The following is a 24,451-nucleotide window of genomic DNA, read 5'->3' as shown; positions in this document are numbered from 1 at the left end:
TCAAGCGCTTTTTGCTTTAGGATCGTAGCCTGTCATTCAATCTGACAGATCCGGCTCGCGCCTTGGCTGCGGCAGCCGAGTAGCCGCATCGTATTGACGACGGTGCCGCAATATTCGCCGCAGGCCGCCTGCCGCGCTACACAGGCATTATCACATCCGGCGCGGAAGTCCTTCCGATCGGGGCCTACTTCCAACAGCTTCTATCCTGTTGGATCATAGCTGCAATCAATAGAACGAAGTCAATTCTTCGAGTGCATGCTGGCCAAGGGAGACCGGAACGCTGCACTCCTTCGCCCGAGGCTCTTGAAAGTGCCGCGGCGCACCACTCGCTACGCCATGTCTGTCCGCCATTGCCTGCGCCCCCGCGCGGACGATGAGCAGCAGGCCAAGTACCCGTTTTGCATGCGGGCTTCCCCCGCATGGGCTGACAGGCCGTCGTGGCATCGCCTCGCGCTCGTCTGGTCCGGGAATTGCATTCGATAAGAACGCGTGAAGGAGGAAACCGGCTTGAGTTCAACATCCATCGGCACCGCTGCCCCTGCCTTGCAGCGCCCCGAAGACGAGAATCTGGGCATCGGCGCCAACCTGGCCTATGGCCTGCAGCATGTCCTGACCATGTATGGCGGCATCGTTGCCGTCCCCCTGATCGTCGGCCAGGCGGCCGGCCTGGCGCCTGAAGAAGTTGGCATGCTGATCACCGCCTCGCTGTTCGCGGGCGGTCTTGCTACCATCCTGCAGACCTTGGGACTGCCCCTTTTCGGCTGCCGCCTGCCCCTCGTGCAGGGCGTCTCCTTTGCCGGTGTCGCCACCATGGTTGCCATCGTCGTCAGCCCCACCGGTGGCGGCCTGCCGGCCGTGCTCGGCGCGGTGATGGCGGCCTCCCTGCTCGGCCTTCTGATCACGCCGATCTTCTCCAAGATCACGCAGTTCTTCCCGCCTCTGGTCACCGGCATCGTGATCACCACCATCGGCCTGACGCTGATGCCGGTGGCGGCGCGCTGGGCGATGGGCGGCAATCCCAAGTCTCCCGATTTCGGCAGCGTGCCCAATATCGCGCTTGCCGGCGCCACGCTCGGCACCGTGCTGCTCCTGAGCAAACTCGGCAACGCCGCCATTTCGCGCCTGTCGATCCTGCTCTCCATGGTGATCGGCACGGCAATCGCCATGGCCTTCGGCATGACCGACTTCTCCAAGGTTGCCAGCGGCCCCACCGCGGCCCTGCCCAGCCTGTTCCATTTCGGTTGGCCGACCTTCGGCGTCGCCGCCACCGTCTCGATGTTCATCGTCATCATCGTGACCCTGGTGGAGACCTCGGCCGACATCCTGGCCGTGGGTGAGATCATCGGCACCAAGGTTGACTCACGTCGCCTGGGCGATGGCCTGCGCGCCGACATGCTTTCCTCGACCCTGGCGCCGATCTTCGGCTCCTTCACCCAGAGCGCCTTTGCCCAGAATGTCGGCCTGATCGCGGTCACCGGCATCAAGAGCCGTTTCGTGGTGGCCACCACCGGCTTCATCCTGGTGACACTCGGCCTGCTGCCGGTAATGGGACGGGTGATCGCGGCCGTACCCCCCTCGGTTCTGGGGGGGGCCGGCATCGTGCTCTTCGGCACGGTGGCGGCCAGCGGCATCCGCTCCTTGTCCAAGGTCGACTACGCCAACAACATGAACCTCATCATCGTGGCGACCTCGATCGGGTTCGGCATGATTCCGATCGCCGCGCCGCAGTTCTACGAGCATTTCCCGTCCTGGTTCGTCACCATCTTCCATTCGGGCATCAGCTCGGCCGCCCTGATGGCGATCACGCTGAACCTGGTGTTCAACCATCTACGGGCCGGTAATTCCGATCAGCAGTCCGTGTTCGTAGCCGGCATGGAACGCACCTTGCGCTACCAGGACATCTCGATGCTGCATGAGGGCGACTATTTCCTCAACGGCAAGCTCTACGATGCCAAGGGCAGCGAGGTGAAGGTCGAGGGCCCGGGCCATCACTGATACCGGATAAGGCCGCCCCCTGCCCCGGGCATGCTGGGGCCGGGGGCGGCCCTTTCAAGCCGGTGCCGTCCTCTTCAAGAGTTCGGGCAGATGCCGGATGATGCCATCCGGGCGAGCGTCGCTGGCCGCCGGCAGGCCTCGCCCGAAGGGGTCATGCCAGACGGCATAGATGCCGAGGCGCTGCGGCGCCACGACTTCCCATTCGAGATTGTCACCGACCATCCAGGCCTCTTGCGGCCGCACGCCGAGGCTGCTCAAAGCATGATCATAGGCCCGCCGGTCAGGCTTGCCGAAACCGTATTCGCCCTCGATCTGGATATGGTCGAACAGGCCGGAGAGCTGATAGCGCTCGATCTTGGCGCGCTGCATGTCCGCCGCGCCATTGGTCACCAACGCAAGACACACGCCTTCGGCACGTAGTGCCCCCAAGGTCTCGAGAGCGCCTGGGAAGAAACCATGCCGCTCCGCCCGTACCGCCGCAAAGCGCTGGCAGAAGCGCACGGCCAGGCTCGGCACCCCCCATTTCTCAAGGGCGGCCGAGATCACGGCTAGCCGCACTTCGGCAATACTGCTGCCGCCGAGGCTCAACCGCGCCGCCCTGGCCCTCTCGGGGTCGGACCAGAAGGCCTGGAGCGCCTCGTCGAGCGCGCCGGCAACATGGTCGGCCGCATGCGGGCCAAGCTCGGCTGCGAATTCACCAGCCACATCCTGCAACGCCAATAGGCGATCCCCTTCGGTAATGAGGGTATCGTCGAGATCAAAGAGAATGGCCCTGGGCAGCATGGTCGAACACCTCAGCAGCAATAAGCGCCCTCTCGGCTGAACGCTTGCTCACTCAGACTTCTTGCTTTGACGCGTTTTCGCAATGAGGAGTCTATCGATCTTCCGGAAAACGCTCCGGTAGGAGATTGGCACCTGGCACAGCTCGCGAAAACCAAAATCGCGGCGTCAGGCTGGCCCGTTCTCGGCATGCTCATCCAGCACGGCGGCGATCACCTCCCGGGCCGATCGTTCGGTGGGCAGAGTACTGCCGTGCCCACAGCAGATGAGCAGGGCCTTCCACAGGGCCCAGCCACGGGCGCGGGCCCAGATAGCCTCGTCAAATCCCGCCTCAGCCGCCAGTTTCGCCTTGAAGGCCGCCCGGCTCTCGCCCCGGAGGAAGGTCCAGGCGATCACCAGATCGCAGGCGGGATCGCCGACGGCACTGCTGCCGAAATCGATCACGGCGCTCAGCTTCCCGTTGCGTATCAGCAGGTTGCCGACGGCGATATCGCCATGCACCCAGACGGGAGGCCGTTGCCACCGTGTCGCCAGCGCCCCCTCCCAGACCCGGCCTGCCGCGCCGGCGTCGATTTCGCCCCGTAATTGGTCGAGGCAGCGCCGCGTCTCGGCGTCATAGACGCTCAGCGCCCCGCCACGATAGAAATTGTCCGCACCGGCGGCCGGCCCCTCTGCGGGCGCACGCTGCAGCGCCAGCAGGAACTGCGCGAGGTCGGCCGCGAATCCAACGGGATCGGCGAGATGCTCGAACACCGCCGGCTCACCCTCGATCCAGCGATAGACCGACCAGGGATAGGGATAGCCCTCCGCGGGACGGCCGAGGGCGAGCGGTGCGGGAATCGGCAATGGCAGATGCGAAGCCAGCACGGGCAGAAAGCGCCATTCCTTCTCGACTTGCGGCACATAGGAGGCGGCGGTCGGCAGGCGCACCTTCTTGTCCTCGCCCAGGCGGAAAGTGGTATTGTCCCAGCCATTGCGCTCGACCGGCCGGACCGGCTGATCGGCCCAATCAGGAAACTGGCTATCGACCAGGCGGCGCACCAGTTCGGCTTCGATCGTCAAGCGGCCGGCCATGCGGCATCCTCCCGTTCCACCCAATCACTGACCTGCACCACTAAGCTGTCCGCGCTGGCTCCACCAGGAAGCGGATCGCCAGGAAGGACAGCCCACCAAGCCCGCCCAGAAGCGCCGTCACCGCCAGGGACAGGCCGGCGCCGATGGAAGTCAGCGCAAAGGCGAAAGCAAAGGGCGCCATCGCCGCCACGATCAGGCGCGCGGCCATCACCTTGCCCTGCAGTGTGCCATAGCCCTCGCTGCCGAACAGAGCCAGAGGCAGGGTGCCGATCACGATGCTGAACAGCCCGTTGCCCAGGCCGAACACCACCGCAAACACCACCGCGCCCGTGGCGGAGGGCGCCGTGAGGGCGAGCAGCGCCACCGAGGCCGGCATCAGCGTCGCCGCGATCAGCGCCAGGGCGATCGACGGCAGGTTACGCCCGAACACCATGTTGACCAGGCGGCTGAGCACCTGGGACGGGCCGAACAACGTACCGATCATCGCTGCCGACGCACCGAGCCCGAGGCCCGACAGCAGCGGGATCATATGGACCAGAATGGCCGCCACCACCAGCGACAGCGCGGCAAAGCCGACGATCATCAGCCGGAAGCCGAGCGGGCGTTGGGCGGGCGCGAGCAGCCCTATCACGGCCGGCTGCTGGCCGATCGTCCTGCTGTCCCGCTTCGACAGGCCGAGGGAGAGCCAGACATACAGGGGAAAACAGACCGCGAGATTGAGCCCGGCAAAGACGAGATAGACACCCTGCCAATTCATGCGCTCATGCAGGGCCGACGTAACGGGCCAGAACACGGTGGAGGCAAAGCCCGCGATCAAGGTGAGATAGGTGATGCTGCGCTGGGCCGCGCGTGGCCGGATCTGCACCAGGAGAGCGAAGGCAGCGCCATAGAGCACCAGATTGGAGGCAATCTCCATCACGATCAGCGCCGCCACGAAACTCACACCGCCGGGCGCCATGGCACAGGCAGCCAGTGACGCCGAAGCGCCGAGGGAACCGACCGCCATCACCCGGCCCGCCCCGATCGCGTCGATCAGCCGGCCGACCCAGGGGGCGGTTGCGCCCCCGATCAGCAGCGCGCCCGAGAGGGCGCCGAACACCCATTCCGTGGTCCAGCCCAGGCCCCGCGCCATGTCGGCAGCCAGGATGCTGAAGCTGTAATAGAGCGTGCCATAACCGATGATCTGGGTGATGCCGAGGGCGATGATGGCCGCAACCGGCGAGCGTTCCGCATGCATGTCTGGATCAGTCGCAATCAGGTCCGGCGAGGGGTCACGACTTCGCCGTCTTCCTTGACGAAGGCCGCAACCGGATGGTCGAGCAGGTCGAGTACGGCTTCGGACGGGCGGCACAGGCGCGTGCCGCGCGCCGTCTCGACGATCGGCCGGTTGATCAGGATCGGATGGGCCAGCATGAAGTCGACGATCTCACCGTCGCTCCATTGCGGGTCGCCCAAGCCAAGCTCGGCATAGGGTGTGCCCTTCTCGCGCAGGAGGTCACGCGGCTTCATCGCCATGGCGGCCAGCAGCGCGACGAGCTTCTCCCGCGAGGGTGGCGACGTAAGATAGTCGACCACCACCGGCTCCTCGCCCGACTGACGGATCATTGCGAGGGTATTGCGGGAGGTGCCGCAAGCGGGGTTGTGATAGATGGTGACGCTCATCGCGGGGGGCTTTCGATCGGAAGCTAAGAGCCGGCGCCGACGCTGCTCCGACAAAACACCCATCGCATGGGCGCGGCCTATGGCTCAAGGCCCCTGCCCTGCGCCAAGGTGCCGCCGGAAGAAGCGGAGGACCTCAGCGTTGAAGTCCCGATGGAAGGCAACCCGGTCGAAACCCGCCCCGTCCGTGCAGATCTCCGCTTCGCCGAAATCGGCGGCGGCCTTGGCGAGTTCAGCGCTGCAGGGCGCCAGGAAGGCGAAATGCCCCGCCTTGGCGGCAACATGCAGTTCCGGCCGGGCGGTGAGATTGCGCGCCACCGTGTCGGCATCCTTCGGCCCCACGCCATCGCCGCCGAACTCGGAGGCCCACAACTGCACGGGAACGGTGACCGGCCGCAGGCCCGCAACGGTGAATTGTGCCCCGAAGGCCGGGTCGGCGATCACCGCCGCCTTGATGCGCGCATCATGCGTCAGCGCCCGGCCGTCGGTGGCACCGACCTCGATCTGTGCGCACCAGCGGTTGCCCGGATAGGTCGGGCAGTGACCAAGGATGAGCCGGAAGTCCGGCGTGCCGCCGATGGCCGCAAGCCCGGTATAGCCGCCCCTGGAAAAGCCGAACACGCCGATCCGCTCCGGCGCGATCCGGGCGGCGCCGGGCCAGCCCGCCAGCATGAAATCGACCAGCCGCTTGATGTCGTCGGGGCGTTCCAGCATGGAGGCGATGTCCCCCGGCCGCCTCGTTGCCGAGCGGCCGCTATCCAGGGGATGGTCGACAGCCGCCACGATGAAGCCGGCATCGGCCAGCGCCCGCGCTGTGTCGCGATGACTGACGAAGGAGCCGCCGACGCCGTGCGAGATCACCACGAGCGGCATTTGCATGCCGGCGGGCGGACAATCGCGCACGGCCTCCACCACGATGGGGCCGAAGCGGTTCGCGGTGGGGGTGCCGCCGGCGCAGGGATACCAGACGCCGCCGGTGAGCGCCGGCCGGCCGCCATCGGCCGGAATCTCGATCAGGCTCAGGCCAGCCGCCCGGCTACCGGCCGGTGCCAGCAGGCAGAGCAGCGGCAGAAAAGCGAGCAGCAGCAGGCGCAGGCGTAATGGGACGGGCGGTCTCATCGGGCTTCTCCGGATCCGGTATCGGGAGAGGCCTGCCTGCTCCGATTGCACCTGCCGGTCGTACCGGATCGCAATCGAGGTCGTACCCGCACGCGATCCGGGCCCGACGCCGTCTTGCACTCAATAGGCCGTCAGGATGGTTGCCCGCCGCCTAACCGGGCATGGCGGCTTGAGACGGAGACAGGATTGCCGCAGGGATCCTTGGCATTGGCAAACCGATAGCCATCCGCCGGATGAACCGGACCAAACACCAGGCCGTTTCGGGCGCTCAGGGCGCAGAACGCATCCACGTCCTCGACATCGAACACCAGCTTGACCAGGGACTGGCCACTGCGCTGCCCCTTGCCGGCCTGATGCAGCATCAGGCGCATGCCTCCGCCCGGATTGACGAGTTCGACGATCCTGTCCTCGGGGTGGCGTATCGCCTCGAAGCCGAAATGCTTTTCATAGAACAGCACCATCGCCTCGATGTCTCTGGCGTAGATCAGCAGCCGGTTGAGCGGGACGGCCTTCAGCTCAGCAACCCTTTCTTGCCGAAGCGTTGCTCGAGGAAACGGGTAATGATTTCCACCACCAGCTCATGGTCGGCCTGCTGGGGCAGGCCCGATATGGTGATGGCGCCAACCAGGCCCGTGCCCTCCACGATGATCGGAAAGCTGCCGCCATGTGCGGCATATTCCTTGGGATCGACCATGAAGCGATCATGGAAGGAGGGACCGCCCGGCAGCGTCGACTGGCCCATATAGAAGGAGGAATGTCCGAACCGGTAGACCACCGCCGATTTGCGCGCGATCCACTGATCATTGTCGAGCGAGGTTCCGGCCAGGGCAGCATGGAAGAGCTGCTGGCGGTTGCGGCTGACATTGATCGCCACCGGCAAGGCGCGCTCGCGGGCGATGCCGAGCGCCAGCGTGCCCAGATCGATGGCGATGTCGTTGTCGAAGGCCGGGAAGGTGAGCACCGCCTCCTGGTGTAGCAGCTCGCTCAGCGTGATCTCGTCGGGCATGTGGGCCTCCTTGCCCGACGATCATGCGGGGACCCGCCACCCCTGGCAAGACGGCAGGCGAATTCCCACACAGGCAAGGCGTGCATCAGTGTGCCGCCCCCACCCTTATGATTTGATAGGGTTGTGGAAACGCCCCTCCACGAACCAGTAGCGCGCCGCTATTTGCGGAAGGTCGCCTCGCCCGCATCCGAGACCTGCACCCAGCGCTTGTCGGGTGCCGCGCCCGCGACGTAGGCATCGTTCCAGTTCCACCATTTATAGGGCGGCGTCTGCGGATAGCCCTCGGGCGAATCCTCCCAAGACTCCTGGCGGCCGAGCGGGGTGATGTCGAGATAGTTCCAGGTGCCGCCCATCTGCTCGTCGCCGCGGCTGTTGACGAAATAGGTGCGGAAGATCCTGTCGCCGTCGCGGTAGAACACATTGGTGCCGTGCCATTCGCCCACGCCGAAATCCCAGTCGAAATCGTCGATCACGGTGTACCACGGCATGGTCCAGCCCATGCGCTGCTTCAGCCTGGCGATATCGTCCTGCGGTGCCCGCGAGAGGAAGACGAGTGTGGTGTCACGGGCATTGAGATGAGAGAGATGTGCGACCTGGTCAGCCACCATCGAGCAGCCCCGGCAGGCATGCTCGGGCCAGCCGAACACACCCGGCTCGAAAAAGGCGCGATAGGCGATGAGCTGGCTGCGCCCCTCGAACAAATCCGCAAAGCTTGCCCGGCCCTGCGGCCCCTCGAAGACATAGGCCTTCTCCACCGCCATCCACGGCATGCGCCGGCGCTGGGCTGCCAGGGCGTCGCGGGCCCGGGTATGCGCCTTTTCCATCGCCAACAGCCGCTCATGCGCCGCCTGCCAATCCTGCGGCGACACCACTGGCGGAATGTGCATGCCCGTGGCTCCGTCCTGTCCATTTCCGGCTGAAGTCGTCATCGCAAATCTCCTCATTTCGGCCAGTCGCGTCTCGCGCGCCAAGCACATCGGCACGCGCCGCCGCTGGCTCGTCATCGGTGAGGAGAGAGTGCCACCGAGAAGAGGAGGGGTGGGAGTAACAAGTGTGACGGTATTCGGGAGGGTCTCCCGATCGAAAGCCCATGCCGGAATTATCGGCAACGGCCTGCGTCGTTTCGGCACGATCAAAGGCAGGCATGTTGTATCGATTTATCGCGGCTTGTCGCACGAGGTTTTTTGGCTAGGGTAACCAACATAAAGCGCCCGGAAAGAGGAGCAGGTTCATAAAATTTAGAATACCAAGAGGAAAAGTTATGAAATTGGGTCCATCTATTCTTTTAAATTGCGCGACGGTTTTCGGCGTCATCGCCCTTATAGGCTCGACCTCTCCTCTCGCGGCGCAGGAATCCGACAAGACGGTCGAGCTTCTTCAGCAGCTTCTGCGCTTCGATACATCCAACCCGCCGGGACGAACGCTGGAGGAAGCGAGCTATCTCAAGAAGATCTTCGACGCCGCCGGCGTCGAGAATGAAATCATCAAGACCCCGAAGGAAGGCGTGGCTCACTTCATCGCTCGCCTGAAGGGCGACGGCAGCAAGAAGCCTGTGCTTCTGGCTGCGCATTCGGATGTGGTGCCGGTTGAACGGCACACCTGGAGCGTCGATCCTTTCGCCGGCGAAATCAAGGATGGCTATGTTCTCGGCCGGGGTGCCATGGACTTCAAGGGTGGTCAGGCGGTGTTCGTCCAGGCTCTCCTGGAGCTCAAGAAAAGCGGTGTCGCGCTCTCGAGGGACGTGATCTTCCTGGCCGAAGCCGATGAAGAAGCCGGCGATTACGGCACCGACTGGCTGGCGAAAAATCACTGGGACAAGATCGACGCTGAATTCGTCTTGAATGAAGGCGGCTGGATCTTCCAGGACAAGAAGGGCGTCACCCGCCAGGTCAACATCACGACGCGTGACAAAATCTATGCCGGCCTCAGGCTCAAGGTGACGGGTACGCCCACGCACTCCTCGCGCCCGCAACCGGACAGCGCGGTCGGCAAATTGACGAGGGCCCTGGCGAAATTGTCGGTATGGGACACCGAGCCCACCCTCACCGGCCAGACCAAAGCCTATTTCCAGGCCCTTTCATCGAGCGCAACCGGGCAAATGAAGCGCGATCTCCAGACCTTGGCCTCAAGCAGTGACCCTGCGGCACTGAAGAAAGCCGGAAAACGCGTCTCCGCCACCGGTGATTACCCATTGCTCTGGCACGCCCTGATGCGCAATACGGTGGCGACGACGATCATCAAGGCCGGGGTGAAGGAAAACGTCATTCCCGGCACGGCCGAAGCCTATGTGAACGTGCGCCTCATTCCGGGCTCGACGCCCTGGGACGTGCGAGCCCAGGTCGAGAAAGCCATCGCCGATCCGGATATCAAGATCAGCGTCGACACCACCCTGTCGGAAGCCGACGCCAAGGCCTACTACAAGAAGCGCACGGAAGCCGAGGCATCCCCGACCGACACGCCCCTGTTCAAGGCTCTCGAAACGGCCGGAAAGAAGACATGGCCCGAGGCTACGGTGGTTTCGGCCTTGTTCGAGGCCGGCACGGACGCTTCCGCCTGGCGAGACCGCGGGATACCGACCTATGGCATCTATCCATACCCGCTGGACAATGAAACGCTCGAACGCATGCACGGCAATGACGAGCGCATCGCGGTCAAGTCTTTGAAAGAAGGCACGTCTTTCATTTACGGCACACTGGTCGGCGTGGCCGCGAAGTGATCACCAGTCCTCCTTCCCGCGGGTTGGAAGGAGGAAGGCTTGGAGCGCGGCGCCGGGACATCCCGGTGCCGTGACCGTCGGCAATCCAAACGAACAGATAGTCGTGGCCCTTGAACGAGCATCGCCAGGAAACATGCTGGCCACCACGATGGATTCTGCAGCCCGACAGAATTGCCGGCTAGCGCCTGGCTTGTGAAAACAGATCCCTGAGCAAATTACCTCCTGGCATTTTCGCCAGTGGAATGTCGGCCTCCTCGAACCAGACCTTGTCGGCCTCCGGATGAGGGCCGCTCAAGACGACGCTGCCTTTGCCGAAGGAATAGCGCGCCGCCGCGACATCGCCGTTCTCATAGGTGGCGATCTGCCGAAAGCCCGCATCCTGCTTTGCGCTCGGCAGGTAAGGACCGTCCTGAAAGAATATTCCCTGTTTCTGGCCCGCCCAACGCACGGTTATGGCTGCGTCGGCAATCGTCTTGACGGCGAAGCCGGGACGTCCGACTTCGGAATCGAGATCATGCGGGATCAGGCCTATCCCCGTGGCATCCGCAAGATAGGCGCCCATGCAGACGCCGACATAATGGCCGCCCTGCGCCACGTAATTGCGAATGGCGCCGATGCGAGCCTTGCCCAGACTCCGCAACGCACCCGGAATGTCCTGACCGCCACCCGGCTGCACATAGATGTCGTAGCGTGACAGGCTTTGGGGGGAGATGTCGGTCCGTTCCCCCGCCCCAACAAATTCGACACGGTAGTTCGGCCCGAGTTGCTCGATCGATGTCTTCATGGTTTCGGAGCAGCCTTCACAAGAGGCCGGGCCCCGATACACCGCCACCCGAATGAGTTCGCCCTTTGCCTGTGCGAGAGACGGCGTGGGTAACGTCCCGAGCAGGACAGCCCCAATAGCAGCCGATGTACAGAGCTTCATGATACCTGCACCAATGATTTTGAAGGATATTTCCGAACCGGACGCCGATTTGAACGGCGATCCTCGATGGGGCCTGCGGCTGTTCTATGACGGCAAGGAGGCCGGAGTGGGCAACCGGCATCTGCTCCGCACAGGCATCACCGGCCACCGCTTCATTCGGCTTCGGATGAGAAGCGGCCGGTTCACCCACGAGCAGGGCTTGTTGGAACGAAGGCATTGTCCGGAAATAGCCGAAGCGCCGCCCTTGTCATGCCCGGGCATCCAGGGGGCCCTGCTTCGACGTCTGGAGGGAGGAGCTGGATTGCCGGGTCAAGCACGGCAATGACAAAGAGCCAACTCGATTCGTTTATTAATGGATGAATCCCAAGCCAGCGACGAAGGCACCTTCTTCATCCCGCCGTCTCAGCCATCATCCCAGCCAGCGCCTCGCTCCGCGTGAGGATGGCATCGCCCATATAGGCGAGCGAGGTAAAGCTGCGCTCGGCCGCCTCCCGGTGGCCGGTGCCGCAGGCGTCCTCGACGATAACGGGCACGAAGCCGAGATCGGCGCCGTGGCGGGCCGTCGGCTCGATGCCGATCTCGATGGCGACGCCCATGATGGCGAAGGAGGTGAGACCGCAATCGCGCAGGATGGTGGCGAGCGGCGTGTCGGCGAAGGCCGAGAAGGTGATCTTGTCGAGGATGGCCTCGTCTTCGCGTGGCGCCAGTTCCGGCGCGATCTCGAAGCCGGGCGAGGAGCGCAGGAACCAGGGCTTCACCGCGGCGGGGTCCTCGGTGCGCTGCCAGGCCATGGCCTGGCGATATTGGAAGCGTCCCATCAATTTGGGCGGCATCGACATGTGTCGCAGGAAGATGACGCGGTAACCGCCCGCCCGCGCAGCCTGCAGCACGGTGGCATTGCGCGCGATGATGGCGGCGCTGTCGGCAATCTGGCTGAGGATGCCCACCTGCATGTCGTAGACGATGACGGCCATGCGGTCGGGCCGGCAGAGCTCCGCGAGGGAGCCGTGGAGTTCGAGACCGAAGGGATTCTTCATGGAGTTCAGCTCCTTGCGGGGAGGCCGCCGACCTGATGACCGGCGCCATGACAGCCCCTCACCTTACGGCGAGGCCGCTTGCAAATCACCCCTTTACCGGCGGAAGGAGACATTACCCGATCCGACGCAGTGCCTGTGTCGCCCATAGCGCAACCAAAGGTAGCGACACCCCCAGAGGCGCTGCTTTCAAGGGAATCCGAGGCTGAGTGTCGCATGTTCAGCCTTTGGATTTCCTTCCTTTGACCCTGCCGGAAGTGCCATGCAGCAGGTCTCACCCGGCCGGCGCCGCGCAGGCCGCCGGCGTCGGCTCGCTGAGGCCAAGCTGCTCTCCCCAACGGCAGAGGGCAGCGCTGCTGGCGATGAGGCCGGCGCCGCGCTCGCTCAGGGAATAGACGACCTTGGCCGGTATCTGCTCATAGACCTTGCGGTGGATGAGGCTGTCGGCTTCCAATTCGCGTAGCTTTTGCGCCAGCATCTTCTCGCTGATTGCCGGAATAGCTCGGCGCAGCCGGCCGAAGCGGCGGGCACCGGTATGGAGCTCGCACAAAATGTCGAGCTTCCATTTGCCTTCGAGCATGCGGATCGCCGCCGCAAAGCCGCAATCATTCGCCGTATCCGCCATGCCCCTCTCCCTCGCCACCCCTTACGACCTGGTAACCACTTACGTGGGCGTGCGTATTGAGCGCCGCCACGCCAGCCCCATCTGCCCGAGGACGATGGAAGGCGCGGCAGGAATTCGTCAGCCCGCGCTGGTGGATATGGAGTGTCGAGATGAAGCTTGCAATTGCGGTGCTGGGAACGGGACGCATGGGATCGGCGCTGGCGCGCGCCCTGCTGGGCGCCGGCCATGAGGTGACGGTGTGGAACCGTACCCCGGCCAAGGCCGAGGCGCTGGCTGCCCTCGGCGCGACCGTCGCGCCCTCCGTGGCCGAAGCCGTGGCGGCGGGAGCGGTCGTCATCGTGAATGTCAGCGATTACGACGCCACCGCCGCGCTGCTGCGCGAGGCCGGCGTCGGCCGGGCCCTCGAAGGCAAGCTCGTGGTCGAACTCACCTCGGGCACACCGCAGGGCGCGCGCGAGGCTGGAGGCTGGGCGGCCGCGCAGGGCGCTGCCTATCTCGACGGCGCCATCATGGCCACGCCCGATTTCATCGGTACCGAGGCCGGCACCATCCTGTTCGCCGGCCCCAGCCAAGCCTTCGAGGCCAACAAACCGTTATTCCTGGCCCTCGGCGGCAATGTCCAGCATGTCGGGGAGGATGCCGGCCTCGCCAATGCGCTCGACAGCGCCCTGCTCGGCCTGATGTGGGGGGCGCTGTTCGGCACGCTCAACGCCATCGCCGTGAGCCAAGCCGAGGGGGTGGCACTCGGCGTGCTGGGTCGGCTCTGGCAGACCTTGATGCCGGTGATCGACGGTCAGGTCGCCGACCTGATCAAGCGCAACGAGACCGGCCGCCTGGCCAGTGACGAGCAGAGCTTTGCCTCGATCGCCACCCATTACCACGCCTTCGAGCATTTGCTGGCGGTGATGCAGGCCCGCAAGATCGACCTCGGCGTCATCCTCGGCCAGGACAGCCTGTTCCGCCGGGCGCTCGCGGCCGGCCAGGGCGAGGACGATTTCGCTGCACTCTCGCGCTTCATGATTGGACGAGATTGAGCGGACCGTTCACGTGAATGCGATTCACCAGCCGAGAACTGTGATTTGCCGAAGATGCCGGCAGCATGAAGAGTATCGATGGGCTCGGCGAATCGGGCCGCTCGGGCTCTACAGCCCGCCAGCAAGGACATATCATGACATCTCGGCGCCTTCCGCTCCCGCTTCTCGCGGCCCTTCTCCTCTTCGTCAGCCTGGCCGGCTTTCTCGCGCCGTCTGGCTCCGCCCGCGCGGCCTCCGCCGACATCGACGTGAACGACATCATCACCGATCCCTCTTCCCCCGTGCTCGGCAATCCCAAGGGCAAGGTCACCATCATCGAATTCACGGATTATCGCTGTCCCTATTGCCGAGTGATGCAGTCGCGTCTCGCCACCCTCCTGCGCGAAAACAAGGAGATCAGGCTGGTGATGAAGGAATGGCCGATCTTCGGGGAGGCTTCGGTCTATGCCGCCAGGGTGGCGCTCGCCGCCAATTGGCAGGGCAAATATGGCGAGGTGCACAATGCCCTCTTCGCCCTGCCCCGCACCATGGACAAGGATGCCGTGCGCGATGCGGCCGGCAAGGCCGGCGTGGACCTCGCGCGGCTCGACAAGGATCTTGCCGCGCGAGGCCCGGAGATCGCAGCCATGCTGGCCAGGAACGACGTCGCCGCCCGCCTGTTCCAGCTCCAGGGCACGCCCGGCTTCGTGATCGGTCACGACGTCTATTTCGGCGCGCTCAGCCTGGAACAGCTTCGACGCTATGTGAAGGCTGCGAAGTGAGCAGCCTTAGTAGCCTGCAAATGAAGAACTTTCTCAATGCGGGCTCGCCGTTGGCCGCACCACGATCTCACTGACGTCGACGTCATCGGGCTGGGCGATGGCATAGGCTAGTGCAGCGGCCACGGCATCCGGGCTGATGGTAACAGCCCGGAAGGCTTTCATCGCCTCCCGCGCGGTGGGATCGCCGATCGTGTCGGCAAGCTCGGAGGTGGTGGTGCCGGGCGAGATCACCGTGACGCGGATGCGATCCGTCTCCTGGCGCAGCCCGTCCGAAATGGCGCGCACGGCGAATTTGGTAGCGCAATAGACGGCGGCGGTGGGCGAGACGCGATGGCCGCCGATCGAGGAGACGTTGACGATCTGCCCGTTGCCCTGCTCCTCCATGATCGGCAGCGCCGCGGCGATGCCGTAGAGCACCCCCTTGATGTTGACGTCGATCATGCGGTCCCATTCCGCCACCCTCAACGCCGACAGCGGGGAGAGTGGCATCACCCCGGCATTGTTGACCATCACGTCGAGCCGCCCGAAAGCCTGGCGCGCGAAGCCTGCAAAGGCGGCGACCTCGGCCTGGGAGGTCACGTCGAGCGGGCGCACACTCACCTCGCCGCCTTCGGCCGCGATCGCCGCGGCGAGACTCTCCAGCCTGTCAGTACGGCGCGCACCGATCACCACCCGGGCGCCCGCTGCCGCCAGCATTCTCGCGCTGGCCTCGCCGATGCCACTGCTCGCGCCGGTGATGGCCACGACTTTTCCTGCAATTGCATTCATCTCATAGGTTCCTTGTTGAGGTGTTCGCGCCGAGGCGCGGCATCAGGCCTTCGCCGGGTCGGGAAAATCGGCGCTCAGCGTGGTCTCGGCCCAGGTCTCGAAATTGAGGCTCAGCGCCTCCAGCCTTTGGCGGGCGATGCGCAAGGCCGGCGCCCCGAGCAGCAGGCGTAGTGGCGGCTCCGGTGCTTCGACCGCCTTGATGATGGCAAGGGCGGCGCGGGCGGGATCGCCGGGCTGCCCCCCGGAAACGGCGCGGGTCTGCTCGCGGCGCCTGCCGGCGGTGTCGGCATAATCGGCGATGACGGTGGGCGCCTCCACCATGGAGCGGCCGGCCCAATCGGTGCGGAAAGCCCCGGGCTCGACGATCGTCACCTTGATGCCGAGCGGTGCGACCTCCTGGGCGAGCGATTCCGACAGGGCTTCCACGGCGAATTTGGTGGCGTGGTAATAGCCGGTCGCCGCAAAGGCCACGAGGCCGCCCAGGGACGAGATATTGACGATATGCCCGCTCCGGCGCGCCCGCATGCCAGGCAATATTCTCTTGGTAACGCCGATCAGCCCGAAGACATTGGTTTCGAACTGGGCCCGGATCGCGGCATCCTCACCTTCCTCGATCGCTGCCAGATAGCCATAGCCAGCACTGTTGACGGCGACGTCGATATGCCCGAAGCGAGCCTCGGCCGCCGCCACGGCCTTCTCGATCGCGCCGGGATCCGTCACGTCGAGTTCGACGGTGAGAGCACGCTCGCCATGCGCGGCGGCAAGGTCGGCCAGCGCTTCCAACCGCCGCGCCGCCAGCACGGCCTGCCATCCCCTGGCGAGAACGGCCTGTGCCAGTGCCAGGCCGAGGCCCGAAGAAGCCCCCGTGATGAACCAGACCGGTGTTTGCTTTGTCATGTCAGTATCCCCTCTTTCGGCCAGAGCATTGAGCCCCAGCCCGGCGCCCGCTCAGCGGCGCCGGAACACCATGCCGCCATGACGCAGCGTGTCGCGGTCGACGAATTCGCCATCCGCGGTGAAGCCGGTGTCGTCCCAATAATCGATGTGCCTGCCACGGACCTCGTAGCGGCCGCGATAGGCGCTCTTGCGGCTGCCGCGCGCTTCGTCATAGCGCCCGTTCGGCAGCAGTTCCTGCCGGATATGGCCGTCTTCCGTGACCCACATCCCCGCATAAGGGTGTTCAGCCATGTTCGCCTCGTTTGTCATGATCTGATCCTGGCTGGGGGACGGCATATTCGAGGCCAGCGCCGGGTTCGCCCCCGTCAGCAGGGTCACGATCGCCGCATGGACCGCGATCTGGCCGCCGACATTGCGATGCGCCATGGCCATCCTCCTCGCGTCAGGTTCCTGTTTCGCGCAGGCCGACCGTCGGCCCCGCTGAAATGCACCCTAGACCGGGGAATTGGCGCGATCGAGTTGCCAATCCGAGATGACTTGGTTAGGTTACCTAACCAATGGCAGATGTGTTCGAAGGCATTTCAACCTTTGTCGCTGTGGCGGAGGCCGGCAGTTTCCGCCTCGCGGCCGAGCGGCTGGGCGTCACCCGTTCGGCTGTCAGCCAGGGCCTGCAGCGCCTGGAGGATCGCCTCGGCGTCGCGCTCGTGCAGCGCACCACGCGCAGCGTGCGCCTGACCGAGGCGGGCGAGCAGCTCTACCAGAGCGTCAACCCGGCCCTGTCCGAGGTGAAGACGGCGCTAGGCGCGGTTCAAGACGAGCGCGGGCGTCCAGCCGGCACGCTCCGGCTCAGCGTCTCCTCGATCGCCGAGACCTTCCTGTCCGGCGCCGCCCTGACGGGATTCCTGCAGGCCTATCCCGGCATCCGGCTCGATCTCACGGTGACGGACGAGGAAGACGACATCGTGCAGGCCGGTTTCGATGCCGGCGTGCGGCTGGGTGAGGTGATCGAACAGGACATGATCGCCATCCCCGTCTCAGGTGAACAGCGCCAATTGGCAGTGGCCTCGCCCGACTACCTCGCCCGCTGCGGCACCCCGCAGCATCCACGCGATCTCCTGGCCCATAGCTGCATCGGCTGGCGCGCCCGGCCGGACCTCGCCCCCTATCGCTGGGAATTCACCGAGAACGGCCGCGACTTCGAGATCGCCGTCGAGCCCAGGGTGACGACCAACGATATGGGCACCATGATCCGTCTGGCCTGTACCGGCACCGGCATCACCTTCGGCGTCTACGACACCTTCCGAGCCTATCTCGACCGCGGGGACCTGATGCCGCTGCTCGAAGCGTTCGGGCCGCCCTTTGCCGGCTTCTATCTCTATTATCCGCGCCGCCAGCGCCAGCCGGCAAAGCTTCGTGCGCTGGTCGATCATCTGCGCACCACGACACGCAACGGCGAAGCACCGTGAGGGCTGCGACGCGGCCCCCCGACCGGCAACATGGAGCCCCCTTTCCTGGCCATGCAAGTTGGCTAACTCAAGCAATTGCTAAACCGCTTGGACAAGCGACACAAAATTTGCCGGGGATGCAGTTGACAGCTAGACCTAAACAGACGACTTGGAGATAAATGCTTCTACAGCGCAGGAAGAAATGACGAATCCACTTCAGCAGATTTTCCGCCGTGTGCGGGCGGCAAAATCGAAAGAAGATGTCGAAGAATTCCATCTGACCGATGGGTATGTTTTCTCCGAGCCGTCGCCCCAGAACGCTGTCGACTTGATTCCGGGATGGAATCACGCCTTCCCGCCGGAATTGGGCATCCAGGCGGGACCTTCCTATATGTATGAGGATGGGAGGATCCACTGGTGCGTCGAACAATTCGGGCCCGTCTCCGGTCGGCGCGTTCTCGAGCTGGGCCCTTTGGAAGGCTCCCACTCGATGATGCTGGAGAGGCTTGGTCCAGACGTCCTCGACGCCGTGGAAGCCAACAAAATGGCCTTCCTGCGCTGCCTGATCGCCAAGGAGATCTTCAGACTGCAGCGTGCGCATTTTCATCTCGGCGACTTCGTCAAATGGCTGGAACGAGACGACCCGCCATACGATCTCATCGTTGCATGCGGTGTCCTCTATCATATGGAGGACCCGCTGAGATTGCTCGAATTGCTGGCCGCCAGAGCCGATGCGATCTATATCTGGACACATTACTTCGACGAAACTGCAATGCCACCCGAAGATCTCAGGCGCGTTCCGTTCAAGTCACAAAAGCCGCCATACAAGGAACTCAGCCACGAAGTCGAGTTTCGCGGCATCGATATCAAATTGCACGAGCGCAGTTACTATGGCGCCTGGAAGAAAACGGCATATTGCGGCGGTCCGGTCAATCGACATTATTGGATGGAAAAAGAAGACCTTCTGGCGGTTCTCGGCGTACTGGGTTTTGACGATGTGCGCGTTGCCCATGACGATCCCCAACACATCAACGGCCCGTCATTTTCCGTCTTCGCCCGGCGAACGGCTCAGCAAGCTGAAAGGTGAAACACGGTGTTGGGGCTAGCGAATCTCATCCGTCGGGGCATCAAGGCCAAATCAATCAGGAAGGGGCCCAAGAAGGAAAGCCCCTTGGTGATCGAGCAGAAATTCCGGGAAACCTATATCGCGGAGAGGCCGGTGGACCTCGAAGCCATCGAGGAGTTTCGCGGCGATGCGTTTCCCATCAGTGGCCCGGCTTGCTGGCTTGACAGGCCGAACGCGTTGCTGGAAGTCGAACGTCGCCATACCGCCGGCGAACTCAACGACACCGAAGCTGCGATGTGCAAACAATGGATATTCGAGGGTTACTGCATCGCGCCTGGTCTGATCGAGGCGGAACTTCTCGATCGCCTCTGGGCAGCCTATGAAAAGGCGATCGCCGATGGAACGATCACGGTCGCGCCGGAGAGCCGGGGTGCCGGCGATATTCACCCCGGCCGTACGCTCGATCCCCACATTCCGGTGCCGGTCCTGCGCGAGTTGCAGCAACATCCCAAGATATTGAGAATTTCGGATGTGCTGTTCGGACGCAAGACCCTACCGTTCCAGACGATCATGGGACATAAGGGTAGCTGGCAGAGTCCGCATTCCGACACGATCCACATGACGACCTATCCACTGGGCTACATGCTGGCGAGTTGGATTGCGTTCGAGGATGTCGGCACTGATTGCGGGCCATTGGAATATTATCCACGCAGCCACCGGCTCGTACCCCCTTTGCTGAGCGGGGAGCTCGGTATTCCGCCGCGTGCATTCAAGGAAAATATCGGGGTTTACGGCTCACGCTACGAGCCGACGATCCGACACTATATCGACACTTTGGGCCTCGAGCCGAAATATTTCCTGGCCAAGGCCGGTGACGTCCTGTTCTGGCATGCCGACCTGTTGCACGGCGGCTCGCCTCGCAAGGATCTCAAGCTTTCCCGCAAGGCGATGGTCTGCCACTATTTCGCACAGGGCGCCTTCACCTATCATGACCTTTCCGGCAATGCTACGCGCCTGCATAAGAACGGGCTTTATGCCCCCCCCGCGATCGACGAGAGCCTGTGAGGCCTTCTCCGGCGGGGGTATTTGGAATTGGGTGTGGACGGGATTGGCTCTCGATATCAGGCGCTACTGGGCCTCCGCTTGAACAGGCGCCAGATCGGCGCAACGACATAGCTGATCACAGGAATGGTCACCAGCCCCACGCCAATGCCCACAAGGCCCGAGCCCGCAGCCTGGACCAGCCATGTCACCACCCCACCAGCCGCCGGCACACTATGCGCCGCCGCTTCGGCGGCCTCATGGAGGACATGGCTGAGAGCGCCCAAGCCATAGGCCTCGAAGCCATGCAGGATGATGCCGCCGCCGACCCAGATCATCGCAGCAATGCCGACCAAGCCGAGCACCTTCAGGAAATAGGGCATGCCGACGACGAGCGCACGGCCCATTCCGCGCAGCAGGCGCCCCATCAAGGAGGGCGAGATCACCCTGGCCATCGCCAAGCCGAGATCATCGGCTTTGACGATAAGAGCGACCGCACCATAGACCGCAGCCGTAATGCCTATGCCGACAATGGCCAAGATGACGGCCTGGGTCACGAATCCGCTATCGGGAACGGAACCGAGTGTGATGGCCATGATCTCCGCCGACAGGATGAAGTCGGTTTTGATGGCGCTTGCGACTTTCTGATCTTCGAAGGATTGCGCATTGGGGTTGATCGAACCGAGTTCGGCTTCATGCTGATGGGCTGCATGCGGCACGATGAGTTCATAGATCTTCTCGACGCCTTCGTAGCAAAGATAGACGCCGCCGATCATCAGCAAGGGCGTAATCGCCTGGGGCGCAAGCAGGCTGAGCGCGAGCGAGACCGGCAGCAGGATCAGAAGCTTGTTCTTGAGCGAACCGGCAGCGATCTTGCCAATGATGGGCAATTCGCGCTTTGCCGCAAACCCTGTGACGTAGCGCGGCGTGACAGCCGCATCGTCGATGACGACGCCAGCCGCCTTGGCGCCTGCCTTGGCAGCCTGGCCGGCAATGTCGTCCAGTGAGGCGGCGGCGACTTTTGCCAGGGCCGCGACGTCGTCGAGAAGGGCGATCAGGCCAACACTCATTGCACCCCCAATTCAGCTTTGCAGCAGTCGATACTGGACAGAAATGCCATGTATCAAGTCCGGCATCATCATCCCGTGTTTGCGTTCACCTACCGAAGCAGGGAGAAAATGGCGAGGCAGCGCTTCGAACATCCAGAGCGCAGCCTGGGACATCGCATTTCCCGCCTTGATTGCATAACTCAAACGCAAAACCCCGACCGAGTAATTATCTCGATCGGGGTTTTTGATATGCGATTTGGTTGCGGGGGCAGGATTTGAACCTGCGGCCTTCAGGTTATGAGCCTGACGAGCTACCGGGCTGCTCCACCCCGCGGCAGGTAATTTACATGGTATTCGAGATTTTTGCTTTGCAGGCCTGGCAACGACCTACTCTCCCAGGTCTTGAGACATAGTACCATCGGCGCTGAGGAGTTTAACGGCCGAGTTCGGGATGGGATCGGGTTGAGGCTCCTCGCTAGTGCCACCAGGCCGGCGAAGCAAAATCTGAAGCAAGAATGGAATATTCCAGGTCACTGTCGGTATTTTTCACCGCGAGTGAGTATTGATAAATGAGAGCGATCAAGCCGATCAAGCTATTAGTACCGGTAAGCTGCACGGATCGCTCCGCTTCCACACCCGGCCTATCAACGTGGTGGTCTACCACGGCTTTCGAGGGAGAACTCATCTTGAGGTGGGTTTCCCGCTTAGATGCCTTCAGCGGTTATCCCGACCGTACATAGCTACCCTGCACTGCGGCTGGCGCCACAACAGGTCCACCAGAGGTACGTCCATCCCGGTCCTCTCGTACTAAGGACAGATCCTCTCAATTCTCCTACGCCCACGCCAGATAGGGACCAAACTGTCTCACGACGTTTTGAACCCAACTCACGTACCACTTTAATCGGCGAACAGCCGAACCCTTGGGACCTTCTCCAGCCCCAGGATGTGATGAGTCGACATCGAGGTGCCAAACGATTCCGTCGATATGGACTCTTGGGAATCATCAGCCTGTTATCCCCGGCGTACCTTTTATTCGTTGAGCGATGGCCGTTCCACAACGGACCACCGGATCACTATGGCCGACTTTCGTCTCTGCTCGACTTGTCAGTCTCGCAGTCAGGCGGGCTTATGCCATTGCACTCGACGACCGATTTCCGACCGGTCTGAGCCCACCGTCGCACGCCTCCGTTACTCTTTGGGAGGCGACCGCCCCAGTCAAACTACCCACCATACACTGTCCCGGGCCCGGATGACGGGTCGCGGTTAGACATCCATGATCGTAAGGGTGGTATTTCAAGGGTGGCTCCACACGGGCTGGCGCCCATGCTTCATAGCCTACCACCTATCCTACACATGCAAGCACGAATGCCAGTGTAAAGTTATAGTAAAGGTGCACGGGGTCTTTCCGTCTAAGCGCAGGTACCCCGCATCTTCACGGGGAATTCAATTTCACTGAGTCTATGCTGGAGACAGCGGGGAGATCGTTACGCCATTCGTGCAGGTCGGAACTTACCCGACAAGGAATTTCGCTACCTTAGGACCGTTATAGTTACGGCCGCCGTTTACCGGGGCTTCGATTCAAAGCTTGCACCTCTCCTCTTAACCTTCCGGCACCGGGCAGGCGTCAGACCCTATACGTCGCCTTGCGGCTTAGCAGAGCCCTGTGTTTTTGTTAAACAGTCGCCACCCCCTAGTTTGTGCCCCTCGCCCATGGTTGCCCACGAACGAGGCCTCCTTATCCCGAAGTTACGGAGGCAAATTGCCGAGTTCCTTCAGCATAGTTCTCTCAAGCGCCTTGGTATACTCTACCAGTCCACCTGTGTCGGTTTCGGGTACGGTCTGATGTGGGAGCTATTTCCTGGAACCTCGTGATGGCATGCACAATCCAATAAGCACACACCACGGAAGAGATCCGTCACTACCCACTGGTCAAGGAATATTCACCTTGTTCCCATCGACTACGCTTTTCAGCCTCGCCTTAGGGGCCGACTAACCCTGCGCAGATTAGCTTTACGCAGGAACCCTTGGACTTTCGGCGACAGTGTCTCTCACACTGTTTGTCGTTACTCATGCCAGCATTCGCACTTCCAATACCTCCAGAGCCGCTCACGCGTACTCCTTCACAGGCCTATGGAACGCTCCGCTACCGCGTACATACTCTCGCATGCACACCCACAGCTTCGGCTCGTGGCTTGAGCCCCGTTACATTTTCGGCGCAAAGACCCTTGTTTAGACCAGTGAGCTGTTACGCTTTCTTTAAAGGATGGCTGCTTCTAAGCCAACCTCCTGGTTGTTATGGGATCCTCACATCCTTTACCACTTAGCCACGAATTAGGGGCCTTAGCTGGTGGTCAGGGTTTTTTCCCTCTCGACGACGGACGTTAGCACCCGCCGTCTGTCTGCCGCACACTACTTCCAGGTATTCGGAGTTTGGTTAGGTTTGGTAGGTCGGTAAGACCCCCTAGCCCATCCAGTGCTCTACCCCCTGGAGTATTCATGCGACGCACTACCTAAATAGTTTTCGCGGAGAACCAGCTATTTCCGAGTTTGATTGGCCTTTCACCCCTAGCCACAAGTCATCCGAGGCTTTTTCAACAGACACCGGTTCGGTCCTCCAGTGGGTGTTACCCCACCTTCAACCTGCTCATGGCTAGATCACATCGGTTTCGGGTCTAATAAGACGAACTGAACGCCCTGTTCAGACTCGCTTTCGCTACGCCTACACCTACCGGCTTAAGCTTGCTCGTCTCACTAAGTCGCTGGCCCATTATACAAAAGGTACGGTGTCACCATTGCAGGCTCCACCTGTTTGTAGGCATCCGGTTTCAGGATCTGTTTCACTCCCCTCGTCGGGGATCTTTTCACCTTTCCCTCACGGTACTGGTTCACTATCGGTCACTGAGGAGTACTTAGGCTTGGAGGGTGGTCCCCCCACGTTCAGACAGGGTTTCACGTGCCCCGCCCTACTCAAGTCTCTCGATATCATCGTCGCATACGGGACTATCACCCACTCATGTGCAGCTTTCCATCTGCTTTTGCTGACTCAATCAAGAGCACTGGCCTGGTCCGCGTTCGCTCGCCACTACTAACGGAGTCTCGGTTGATGTCCTTTCCTCCGGGTACTTAGATGTTTCAGTTCCCCGGGTTCGCTTTTAATCCCCTATGTATTCAGGGACTAAATACCTCCATTTGACAATTATTAATCCAGAACCGCAGGACCGGCAGATTGCTCCACCAGTCTCACGACCCCAAAATAATAATTGTCGGAAGTGGGTTTCCCCATTCGGATATCTTCGGATCAAAGCTTGTTCGCAGCTCCCCGAAGCTTTTCGCAGCGTACCACGTCCTTCATCGCCTCTCAGTGCCAAGGCATCCACCAAATGCCCTTAAGACGCTTGATCGCTCTCATTATCAATACTCACCGGACACCAAAGTCCAAATCGCTGCTGCCTGCGCG

Annotated in this window: 23 protein-coding genes, 1 tRNA gene and 2 rRNA genes; 8 read left to right on the top strand and 18 right to left on the bottom strand. The window is 62.5% G+C overall.

Translation table 11 applies throughout. The features are described 5' to 3' along the window. Positions 1-507 precede the first annotated feature (507 nt). Positions 508-1,995: a nucleobase:cation symporter-2 family protein gene (locus ACN6KF_RS00145; RefSeq protein WP_434954881.1), complete on the top strand. Its 1,488-nt coding sequence runs from the start codon at positions 508-510 to the stop codon at positions 1,993-1,995. Positions 1,996-2,049: 54 nt separating this feature from the next. Here ACN6KF_RS00145 and ACN6KF_RS00140 read toward each other — a convergent pair whose 3' ends face one another. The 8 genes from ACN6KF_RS00140 to ACN6KF_RS00105 all read right to left on the bottom strand — a co-directional run bounded on the left by ACN6KF_RS00140 (position 2,050) and on the right by ACN6KF_RS00105 (position 8,562). Then, a complete protein-coding gene (locus tag ACN6KF_RS00140) occupies positions 2,050-2,778 on the bottom strand; it encodes an HAD family hydrolase (RefSeq protein ID WP_434954880.1) in 729 nt (242 codons plus the stop codon). 165 nt (positions 2,779-2,943) lie between these two features. Beyond that, on the bottom strand, positions 2,944-3,849 hold the full coding sequence (locus ACN6KF_RS00135; protein ID WP_434954879.1) for an aminoglycoside phosphotransferase family protein: 906 nt from the start codon (positions 3,847-3,849) through the stop codon (positions 2,944-2,946). 40 nt (positions 3,850-3,889) lie between these two features. Next, positions 3,890-5,086 (bottom strand): arsenite efflux MFS transporter ArsK, encoded by a 1,197-nt coding sequence (gene arsK, locus ACN6KF_RS00130; protein WP_434954878.1) that lies wholly within the window; start codon positions 5,084-5,086, stop codon positions 3,890-3,892. A 17-nt stretch (positions 5,087-5,103) separates the two neighbouring features. After that, complete coding sequence (arsC, locus tag ACN6KF_RS00125; RefSeq protein ID WP_434954877.1) at positions 5,104-5,511, bottom strand: arsenate reductase (glutaredoxin); 408 nt, start codon at positions 5,509-5,511, stop codon at positions 5,104-5,106. 84 nt (positions 5,512-5,595) lie between these two features. Next, a complete protein-coding gene (locus tag ACN6KF_RS00120; RefSeq protein WP_434954876.1) occupies positions 5,596-6,627 on the bottom strand; it encodes an alpha/beta hydrolase family protein in 1,032 nt (343 codons plus the stop codon). 131 nt (positions 6,628-6,758) lie between these two features. Continuing rightward, positions 6,759-7,142: a VOC family protein gene (locus ACN6KF_RS00115; protein ID WP_434959578.1), complete on the bottom strand. Its 384-nt coding sequence runs from the start codon at positions 7,140-7,142 to the stop codon at positions 6,759-6,761. Further along, positions 7,139-7,633, bottom strand: coding sequence for a heme-degrading domain-containing protein (locus ACN6KF_RS00110; protein ID WP_434954875.1), 495 nt, complete (start codon positions 7,631-7,633; stop codon positions 7,139-7,141). Before ACN6KF_RS00110 ends, ACN6KF_RS00115 begins: the two co-directional genes overlap by 4 nt. A 158-nt stretch (positions 7,634-7,791) precedes the next feature. Continuing rightward, positions 7,792-8,562, bottom strand: a complete 771-nt coding sequence (locus tag ACN6KF_RS00105; protein WP_434954874.1) for a DUF899 domain-containing protein — start codon at positions 8,560-8,562, stop codon at positions 7,792-7,794. A 332-nt stretch (positions 8,563-8,894) separates the two neighbouring features. Here ACN6KF_RS00105 and ACN6KF_RS00100 point away from each other — a divergent pair, with 332 nt between their 5' ends. After that, entirely contained in the window at positions 8,895-10,349 is a 1,455-nt protein-coding gene (locus ACN6KF_RS00100; protein WP_434954873.1) for a M20/M25/M40 family metallo-hydrolase, read from the top strand. A 178-nt stretch (positions 10,350-10,527) separates the two neighbouring features. Here the strand turns inward: ACN6KF_RS00100 and ACN6KF_RS00095 are convergent, their stop codons facing one another. Beyond that, the gene (locus tag ACN6KF_RS00095; protein ID WP_434954872.1) at positions 10,528-11,274 is read right to left on the bottom strand and encodes a BPL-N domain-containing protein; all 747 of its coding nucleotides are present in this window, start codon (positions 11,272-11,274) and stop codon (positions 10,528-10,530) included. Positions 11,275-11,287: 13 nt separating this feature from the next. Here ACN6KF_RS00095 and ACN6KF_RS00090 point away from each other — a divergent pair, with 13 nt between their 5' ends. Next, a complete protein-coding gene (locus ACN6KF_RS00090; RefSeq protein WP_434954871.1) occupies positions 11,288-11,599 on the top strand; it encodes a hypothetical protein in 312 nt (103 codons plus the stop codon). Between the two features lie 64 nt (positions 11,600-11,663). On the opposite strand, the gene ACN6KF_RS00085 is transcribed toward ACN6KF_RS00090, so the two are convergent. Beyond that, positions 11,664-12,311, bottom strand: coding sequence for a cysteine hydrolase family protein (locus ACN6KF_RS00085; RefSeq protein ID WP_434954870.1), 648 nt, complete (start codon positions 12,309-12,311; stop codon positions 11,664-11,666). Between the two features lie 271 nt (positions 12,312-12,582). Continuing rightward, a complete protein-coding gene (locus ACN6KF_RS00080; RefSeq protein ID WP_434954869.1) occupies positions 12,583-12,933 on the bottom strand; it encodes a winged helix-turn-helix transcriptional regulator in 351 nt (116 codons plus the stop codon). Positions 12,934-13,082: 149 nt separating this feature from the next. On the opposite strand from ACN6KF_RS00080, the gene ACN6KF_RS00075 reads away from it, so the two are divergent. Both ACN6KF_RS00075 and ACN6KF_RS00070 read left to right on the top strand, forming a co-directional pair. Beyond that, positions 13,083-13,967, top strand: a complete 885-nt coding sequence (locus tag ACN6KF_RS00075) for an NAD(P)-dependent oxidoreductase (RefSeq protein WP_434954868.1) — start codon at positions 13,083-13,085, stop codon at positions 13,965-13,967. Positions 13,968-14,032: 65 nt separating this feature from the next. After that, the gene (locus ACN6KF_RS00070; RefSeq protein WP_434954867.1) at positions 14,033-14,728 is read left to right on the top strand and encodes a DsbA family protein; all 696 of its coding nucleotides are present in this window, start codon (positions 14,033-14,035) and stop codon (positions 14,726-14,728) included. Between the two features lie 33 nt (positions 14,729-14,761). On the opposite strand, the gene ACN6KF_RS00065 is transcribed toward ACN6KF_RS00070, so the two are convergent. Genes ACN6KF_RS00065 through ACN6KF_RS00055 form a run of 3 tightly spaced genes read right to left on the bottom strand, consistent with a single transcriptional unit; the run spans position 14,762 to position 16,819 of the window. Further along, positions 14,762-15,496, bottom strand: a complete 735-nt coding sequence (locus tag ACN6KF_RS00065; RefSeq protein ID WP_434954866.1) for an SDR family oxidoreductase — start codon at positions 15,494-15,496, stop codon at positions 14,762-14,764. A gap of 42 nt (positions 15,497-15,538) precedes the next feature. After that, positions 15,539-16,393: an oxidoreductase gene (locus ACN6KF_RS00060; protein ID WP_434954865.1), complete on the bottom strand. Its 855-nt coding sequence runs from the start codon at positions 16,391-16,393 to the stop codon at positions 15,539-15,541. 51 nt (positions 16,394-16,444) lie between these two features. Beyond that, a complete protein-coding gene (locus ACN6KF_RS00055) occupies positions 16,445-16,819 on the bottom strand; it encodes an Atu4866 domain-containing protein (protein ID WP_434954864.1) in 375 nt (124 codons plus the stop codon). Positions 16,820-16,950: 131 nt separating this feature from the next. Between ACN6KF_RS00055 and ACN6KF_RS00050 the strand changes: the two genes are divergently transcribed. From ACN6KF_RS00050 to ACN6KF_RS00040, 3 genes are all read left to right on the top strand, one after another. Beyond that, positions 16,951-17,859: a LysR family transcriptional regulator gene (locus ACN6KF_RS00050; RefSeq protein WP_434954863.1), complete on the top strand. Its 909-nt coding sequence runs from the start codon at positions 16,951-16,953 to the stop codon at positions 17,857-17,859. A 181-nt stretch (positions 17,860-18,040) separates the two neighbouring features. Next, positions 18,041-18,925, top strand: a complete 885-nt coding sequence (locus ACN6KF_RS00045) for a class I SAM-dependent methyltransferase (RefSeq protein ID WP_434954862.1) — start codon at positions 18,041-18,043, stop codon at positions 18,923-18,925. Between the two features lie 6 nt (positions 18,926-18,931). Then, complete coding sequence (locus tag ACN6KF_RS00040) at positions 18,932-19,969, top strand: phytanoyl-CoA dioxygenase family protein (protein WP_434954861.1); 1,038 nt, start codon at positions 18,932-18,934, stop codon at positions 19,967-19,969. Between the two features lie 56 nt (positions 19,970-20,025). Here ACN6KF_RS00040 and ACN6KF_RS00035 read toward each other — a convergent pair whose 3' ends face one another. The 4 genes from ACN6KF_RS00035 to ACN6KF_RS00020 all read right to left on the bottom strand — a co-directional run bounded on the left by ACN6KF_RS00035 (position 20,026) and on the right by ACN6KF_RS00020 (position 24,395). Next, positions 20,026-21,015 carry a DUF808 domain-containing protein gene (locus tag ACN6KF_RS00035; RefSeq protein WP_434954860.1) on the bottom strand — a complete coding sequence of 330 codons (990 nt, stop codon included), beginning with the start codon at positions 21,013-21,015 and terminating at the stop codon, positions 20,026-20,028. A 236-nt stretch (positions 21,016-21,251) separates the two neighbouring features. Then, positions 21,252-21,328, bottom strand: a tRNA-Met gene (locus ACN6KF_RS00030). A gap of 40 nt (positions 21,329-21,368) precedes the next feature. Beyond that, positions 21,369-21,483: ribosomal RNA gene (rrf, locus tag ACN6KF_RS00025) — 5S ribosomal RNA — on the bottom strand. Between the two features lie 86 nt (positions 21,484-21,569). Beyond that, positions 21,570-24,395: ribosomal RNA gene (locus tag ACN6KF_RS00020) — 23S ribosomal RNA — on the bottom strand. Positions 24,396-24,451 lie beyond the last annotated feature (56 nt).

It is taken from the genome of Labrys methylaminiphilus subsp. lupini, assembly GCF_051161885.1.
Classification (GTDB): Bacteria; Pseudomonadota; Alphaproteobacteria; order Rhizobiales; family Labraceae; genus Labrys.
This window is presented reverse-complemented; position numbering and strand designations above follow the sequence as displayed.

Coding starts and splice junctions, on each gene's coding strand:
- arsC (WP_434954877.1), bottom strand. CDS start 5,511: ATGAGCGTCACCATCTATCACAACCCCGCTTGCGGCACCTCCCGCAAT.
- ACN6KF_RS00065 (WP_434954866.1), bottom strand. CDS start 15,496: ATGAATGCAATTGCAGGAAAAGTCGTGGCCATCACCGGCGCGAGCAGT.
- ACN6KF_RS00095 (WP_434954872.1), bottom strand. CDS start 11,274: ATGAAGCTCTGTACATCGGCTGCTATTGGGGCTGTCCTGCTCGGGACG.
- ACN6KF_RS00045 (WP_434954862.1), top strand. CDS start 18,041: ATGACGAATCCACTTCAGCAGATTTTCCGCCGTGTGCGGGCGGCAAAA.
- ACN6KF_RS00105 (WP_434954874.1), bottom strand. CDS start 8,562: ATGACGACTTCAGCCGGAAATGGACAGGACGGAGCCACGGGCATGCAC.
- ACN6KF_RS00085 (WP_434954870.1), bottom strand. CDS start 12,311: ATGAAGAATCCCTTCGGTCTCGAACTCCACGGCTCCCTCGCGGAGCTC.
- ACN6KF_RS00120 (WP_434954876.1), bottom strand. CDS start 6,627: ATGAGACCGCCCGTCCCATTACGCCTGCGCCTGCTGCTGCTCGCTTTT.
- ACN6KF_RS00080 (WP_434954869.1), bottom strand. CDS start 12,933: ATGGCGGATACGGCGAATGATTGCGGCTTTGCGGCGGCGATCCGCATG.
- ACN6KF_RS00060 (WP_434954865.1), bottom strand. CDS start 16,393: ATGACAAAGCAAACACCGGTCTGGTTCATCACGGGGGCTTCTTCGGGC.
- arsK (WP_434954878.1), bottom strand. CDS start 5,086: ATGCATGCGGAACGCTCGCCGGTTGCGGCCATCATCGCCCTCGGCATC.
- ACN6KF_RS00075 (WP_434954868.1), top strand. CDS start 13,083: ATGAAGCTTGCAATTGCGGTGCTGGGAACGGGACGCATGGGATCGGCG.
- ACN6KF_RS00035 (WP_434954860.1), bottom strand. CDS start 21,015: ATGAGTGTTGGCCTGATCGCCCTTCTCGACGACGTCGCGGCCCTGGCA.
- ACN6KF_RS00090 (WP_434954871.1), top strand. CDS start 11,288: ATGATTTTGAAGGATATTTCCGAACCGGACGCCGATTTGAACGGCGAT.
- ACN6KF_RS00100 (WP_434954873.1), top strand. CDS start 8,895: ATGAAATTGGGTCCATCTATTCTTTTAAATTGCGCGACGGTTTTCGGC.
- ACN6KF_RS00070 (WP_434954867.1), top strand. CDS start 14,033: ATGAAGAGTATCGATGGGCTCGGCGAATCGGGCCGCTCGGGCTCTACA.
- ACN6KF_RS00110 (WP_434954875.1), bottom strand. CDS start 7,633: ATGCCCGACGAGATCACGCTGAGCGAGCTGCTACACCAGGAGGCGGTG.
- ACN6KF_RS00135 (WP_434954879.1), bottom strand. CDS start 3,849: ATGGCCGGCCGCTTGACGATCGAAGCCGAACTGGTGCGCCGCCTGGTC.
- ACN6KF_RS00055 (WP_434954864.1), bottom strand. CDS start 16,819: ATGGCGCATCGCAATGTCGGCGGCCAGATCGCGGTCCATGCGGCGATC.
- ACN6KF_RS00050 (WP_434954863.1), top strand. CDS start 16,951: ATGGCAGATGTGTTCGAAGGCATTTCAACCTTTGTCGCTGTGGCGGAG.
- ACN6KF_RS00140 (WP_434954880.1), bottom strand. CDS start 2,778: ATGCTGCCCAGGGCCATTCTCTTTGATCTCGACGATACCCTCATTACC.